Origin of the sequence: Cupriavidus sp. NPDC089707 (genome assembly GCF_044748965.1) — a bacterium.
GTDB lineage: Bacteria > Pseudomonadota > Gammaproteobacteria > Burkholderiales > Burkholderiaceae > Cupriavidus.
This window is the reverse complement of the sequence record NZ_JBIVHB010000054.1, coordinates 1-5280: the sequence shown is the minus strand read 5'-3', so window position 1 is coordinate 5280 and position 5280 is coordinate 1. Positions and strand designations below refer to the sequence as shown.

The following is a 5280-nucleotide window of genomic DNA, read 5'->3' as shown; positions in this document are numbered from 1 at the left end:
GTGGATAACTTCGCTGGAAACCCGCTATACATCAATATGGGGCAGTGAAAACGCCCCTCGCAACAAAAACCCCGACATACCAACTGTGCGAAATGAGTCTTATTAGCACATTGAGATCTGCCATGCCAGGCGGCCACGCCCGCCCGACAACGTCATCAGCGTGCCGGGCGCGGTCGCTTCTTCGGTTATCCATCGCCAGGTTGGAAGCTGCGGTTCGTGAAGGTACGCCCAAGTTCGCTCTGCGCGCGATCGTCGAACACGTCGCGCACGCAGTCGCTCATCGGGCTTTACCCGCGGCAGATAGAGCCTCAGGGCAGATGGCGTCGTGTCTCGGCGCTGCTGATGTCTTCCAAGTGCCGGAATGCCGGCACAATCTTGTCACAGTCCAGTGCATCGACGCCATACTGCTCGAAGAACACCCGCCACTCGCGCACAACAGCCCAAATCCCCGCGATCAGCTCTGCGGCGCGCGCGGTGCTGATCGAGAACCGCTGGCAGCCAGCCAGGGCGTTGTCGATCGTTGCGCTGCGTCCTTGCGGCCCGATCTCGAGGTGCAACAGGCGTTCGGTCGCGTGCGAAGGCCGTGGCAACACGTCGTAGAGCGGGCTCAGGCGCCAGCCGGGCAGCCGCGGATCCCAGATGAACCCATGATTGCGCAGGTGGTCATCGTCGTTGGTCACGAAGATGTTGAACACCATGCGTCTGAACAGTTCTTCGTTGTCGGCGCGAACGACTGCCGTATGGCAGTATCTCCGGATCGCCGCGGCCAGATCGGCGTAGGCTTTCGTGCGCGATTCTGTCTCATCGCACCCGATCAGGGTCAGGCCGCTGACAAAGGCCATGCGGCGCTCCGTTCTGTTTGCCGCCGGCGCCAGCAGGAGATCCGTGTCCGCTTGCGGCATTTCCCCACGCTCAAGCCAGTACCGGTCAAACCGGCGGATCATCATGAGGCGGCGATCGCCCAGCATGCGGGCCTCCACCGCAGGCACGTTCAGCCCGCAAGCCTTGGCCAGCAGCAACGACGCCGTCTCGATGAGGGGAACGTCGAAGGAGTCGGTCTTGCTGGAGAACTTGGCCAGGACCAGGTGACCGGCGTCATCCCGGATAGTAGCCTTCGGCCGCGCGCCACCCAGCGCGGTCCCCTGCACGAAGATCAGTTCGAGGTTGGCCGGGACGGGCAGGCCCTCTTCGATACGCTCTGCGGCCTCCATCAGGTACTCGATCGCGTGGATGCTGCCTACCGTGCTCGTAGGAGGCGTGTTGATGTCCGCGCGAATGTCCAGTGCACCCACGCGATCGCTACCCGCATGCAGCAGGTACTGCGACTCCGGCAAGCTGTTCGCCGGCACCTTGAGCTTGGCTTCAATCACCCGGCGTCCCCACGAATCCGGCGCCGCGTCGCGTATACCCCCGAAGCCCCTCAGCTCGTTCACGGGCAGCAGGCGCCGGCCCTTCACCGGCTCTCCGTGGATGCCGAGGCTCACGGGGTCAACTTCGATCGCATCTGGACGATCCAGATATCGGAGGCCGTAGGCAAAGCTCGAGGCCAGCAGCGCCGCGCCCTCCTCCGTCATGGTGAGTTGGCCACACGGCGCCCAGGCTTCGCCCAGGTAGGCGAAGATCATTAGCTGCTGGTCTTTTGCCATCTGAGTAAGTCGTCAGAAGTCGAGGCTCTGGAGCTCTGAGGCGGACAAATCCCTGACGCGCCGCGTTGCTTCGCGCGACTGCAGCGCCTTGAGTGCGGGATCGGACTCCGCCAGAAGGCTTGCGAGGGTTGCCCCTGGAGAGATAGCGTCCAGGTAGCGAAGCATCTGGCCGAATGCGAGGCCTGGATCCCCCTTCTCGATTCGATAGGCCGTGTTGCGAGAAAGCCCCGCACGCACGGCAGCATCGGCTTGCTTGATGTGGCGAGCCTGACGTAACCGGGCCAGCAACCTGCCAACTTCGGCCGCTTGCTGAGCCAGCTGTGGAGAGAGAACGGAGGACTGGGAAACCTTCATGTTCGAAAAATCGCTCGCAAAAGTCCTATTGCTCGATTTCACGAACATTATACACGAACCGCTCACAACCCTGAGTTGCTCGTAAAATCGAGCATTCACCTGATAATGCTCGATTTTAGATATCTGGCACGTGTGAAATGTGACCTCCACGAGTCACGGCTGCACCCTTCGACAATAAGACTGCACTCGAGAGGCGACGAAGCCGTCAGGACGCCGTACTATCCTGCAGCCCATGTCTTCGCGAATGCAACGGTCAGCCACTCGTCCGATCTGCCAAAGGGGGGCACTATCCTCGCGGACAGAAGAGATTACCGTCGCTCAGTCGGCGTCTTCCTTGTCAGAGCTTTGCGAACGCGCACGATGCCCTTGACCTCAAACTGAGAGGGTGCTGCTAGACAAAGATCTTCATACTCCCGCATCGTCTTCGTGTCGATCCCATTCGCCTTGCGAAGACCGGAAGCAGCGCTGTGGATTGCCTCAAAGGCGTCGCTCTTGAATCGTTTAGCAGACACAGCAAATCTCCAGTAATGTTCCGCCCTTTTTGGCGAACAAGAACGTGAATATCCCTCGGAGCTCAGAGGCGCGGCACCAAGCCCGTCGACTGCGGTCCGCCATCCATCCGGCCGCTAATCATCGTGGGGTTCCCATGCTGCCTCGTCGCCGCGCTTGGCCGCATGGGCCAACATGGTCAGACCCAAACCGTCCAGTACACGCAGGACCTGCCCAAGATTGACGCCTTTGCCGTTCTCGAGCTTGGACTGCATGCCCACAGACACACCGCAACCCCTTGCTGCCTGATCAACGGGCATCCCTTCCCCTGCTCGGGTGGCGCGAATGCGGTCACCCAGTTGCGGAAGAGAAGCCAGCAGGAAGGCGGGCCCCTCATTTCTTTCACTATGGTGAAATTATACGCGGAGCCGGATGACGGTCGCATGCGCGCACGATCCGCCTGGTCGAGAACGCTGCGGGGCTGGCGCCTGTCTACTAGCAGGGCTAAGCTCTCGGCTTATATCGGCGGCCCCCCCAGAAGCATCGTAATGCGAAGACAGTGCACAAGACATATACAACACCGCCGACAGGCATACCCCGCACGACTGGTCGACCCGATAATTCGGTCGGGCCCGACGCAAACGGAGATTCGCCCGGCCCCACCTAGGCTGGCGGGCCTGCTGCTTGATGCCGCAGCCGCTTCCCTGGAAAACCTGCGGCTTCAGCGCCGGCGGCAACCGTGTGCTTGGGACGAGTGCCCTTGACTGCTGCCGACATGCTCGCACCACACCTGACGCCCGGCGGACACCTGCTGGCGGTGCCGGAGGACGCCGCACCAATCTTGGCAGAAGAAACGCGGCTGCGGCTGGGAAGTTCCTTTGCCCTTGGCGCAGGGCATGGCCTGCTGAATCTGGGCGCGGCGGAAATCGGCCGCATCTTGCCCCCCGCGTGGGCCTGGTGGCGTGATTTTGCCGCGCGCTATGTCACCGCCTTGTGCGCGACGCCCGAAGGCGGGGAGATCGTGGTCGCCACGCCGGCTGCCCAAGATCTTGATGCCCTGATCGCCGATGCGCCGCCGATGATGGGCGGCGAGTATCTCACGCCCGACGTGCTGGCCACGCTCTGGGGCGAGATGGATACAGCCTTGCACCAGGAACTGGCGACCGCAAACGTCCCGCTTCAGGATTTCCTCAAAAAGCACCACCCGGCCTGGAATCTCGTCGGCCGTGTGCATTTCAACCTCGCTGAGAACCGCAAGGACCCGGAGTCGCCGTTCGCCTTCCTTGCGACGTACACCTCGCGCCTGTCCGCCCTTGGCAAAGCGCAACATCAGCCGCTGTCGCAAGCCCTGGCGGAATTTTCAGGGGCCAGGAGCAAGGCGCAACTGCTGTCGTTATTGCTGCCGGTGCAGCGCGCCGCGGAACACTGCGATTGGCTTCGCGAGATGGTAGATAACGGCGACATATACCATCCGCTGCGCTGGACGCCGCTCGATGCCTATCGCTTTCTCTCGGACCTGTCCCAACTCGAAGCCGCCGGGATTGTCGTACGCACGCCAGGCGTCTGGCACGCGGGCCGCCCTGCCCGTCCCGTTGTGAAAGCCAGCGTCGGCGCACAACCGCCTTCGCTCTTGGGCAAGGACGCGTTGCTCGACTTCAACATGGAGGTCTCCCTCGACGGCGAGCGTCTCAGCGCCTCCGAGGTCAGGGATCTGCTCAAAGGCGCCGACGGCTTGCAACTCATCCGGGGACGGTGGGTCGAGGTGGACAAGAAGAAGCTCGGTCGCCTCCTGAAGCGATTCGAGGCCATGGAACAGGCGGCGCAAGCCGGTCTGCCCTTTAATGAGGCCCTGCGCCTTCTGGCGGGTGTTTCGCTCGACGAGAGCGCCGATCCCGCTGACCGCGACTGGTCGCAGCTGGTGGCGGGGCCCTGGCTGGCCGACATCCTGCAGGAGTTGCGTCAGCCCGAGGGGTTGGCGCAGATCAGCCCGGGACCGGAACTCAAGGCCAACTTGCGGCCCTACCAACAGGCTGGCGTGCGGTGGTTGTACCTGCTCACCCGGCTCGGACTGGGCGCTTGCCTAGCGGATGATATGGGCCTGGGCAAGACCATGCAGGTACTCTCGCTGTTGCTGGTGCTGAAGCGCGAAAGCGCCGAAGTGCGGCCCAGTCTGCTGGTCGCCCCGGCATCGCTGCTCGCCAACTGGGCGGCAGAGGCCGAGCGCTTTGCCCCAAGCTTGCGCCTCCTGATCGCCCATCCGTCGGTCATGCCGGCGGCCGAATTGCGTGCGCTGGACCCCGCACGGCTCGCAGACATCGATCTCGTTATCACCAGCTTTGGCTCGCTACTGCGTCAGCCGGTATTGGCGACCATCCCGTGGCGCCTTGCCATTGTCGATGAAGCCCAGGCGATCAAGAATCCGGGCGCCAAGCAAACGCGACAGGTCAAGCAACTCCAGGCACAATCGCGCATCGCGCTGACTGGAACCCCCGTGGAAAACCGTCTGTCCGACCTGTGGTCCATTTTCGATTTCACCCACCCCGGTTTGCTGGGCTCAGACAAAGTCTTTGCCAACTTTACCAGGCGGCTGGCCCAGGCCGAGCACTTCGGTCCGCTGCGAACGCTGGTGCGGCCTTACATCCTGCGCCGCCTGAAGACTGACAAGCGCGTCATCGATGATCTGCCGGACAAGACCGAACTCAAGGCCTGGTGCCACCTGAGCCCGAGCCAGGCGGCACTTTATCAGCGTGCGGTGAAGGATCTGGCCACCGCGCTTGAAGACGCCGAAGGC

Annotated in this window: 4 protein-coding genes; 1 reads left to right on the top strand and 3 read right to left on the bottom strand. The window is 62.6% G+C overall.

What is annotated here, in order from left to right:
* Positions 1-308 precede the first annotated feature (308 nt).
* The 3 genes from ACIP1U_RS32455 to ACIP1U_RS32445 all read right to left on the bottom strand — a co-directional run bounded on the left by ACIP1U_RS32455 (position 309) and on the right by ACIP1U_RS32445 (position 2809).
* On the bottom strand, positions 309-1625 hold the full coding sequence (locus ACIP1U_RS32455; protein ID WP_400324018.1) for a type II toxin-antitoxin system HipA family toxin: 1317 nt from the start codon (positions 1623-1625) through the stop codon (positions 309-311).
* Positions 1626-1658: 33 nt separating this feature from the next.
* Entirely contained in the window at positions 1659-2099 is a 441-nt protein-coding gene (locus ACIP1U_RS32450; protein ID WP_400324015.1) for a helix-turn-helix domain-containing protein, read from the bottom strand.
* 527 nt (positions 2100-2626) lie between these two features.
* The gene (locus ACIP1U_RS32445) at positions 2627-2809 is read right to left on the bottom strand and encodes an XRE family transcriptional regulator (RefSeq protein WP_400324012.1); all 183 of its coding nucleotides are present in this window, start codon (positions 2807-2809) and stop codon (positions 2627-2629) included.
* Between the two features lie 434 nt (positions 2810-3243).
* Here ACIP1U_RS32445 and ACIP1U_RS32440 point away from each other — a divergent pair.
* On the top strand, positions 3244-5280 hold a 2037-nt coding region (locus tag ACIP1U_RS32440), incomplete at its 3' end, for a DEAD/DEAH box helicase (protein ID WP_400324021.1).

What these genes read in the sequence shown, in the direction of transcription:
- ACIP1U_RS32445 (WP_400324012.1), bottom strand. Translation starts at nt 2,809, where the DNA reads ATGCCCGTTGATCAGGCAGCAAGGGGTTGCGGTGTGTCTGTGGGCATG.
- ACIP1U_RS32455 (WP_400324018.1), bottom strand. Translation starts at nt 1,625, where the DNA reads ATGATCTTCGCCTACCTGGGCGAAGCCTGGGCGCCGTGTGGCCAACTC.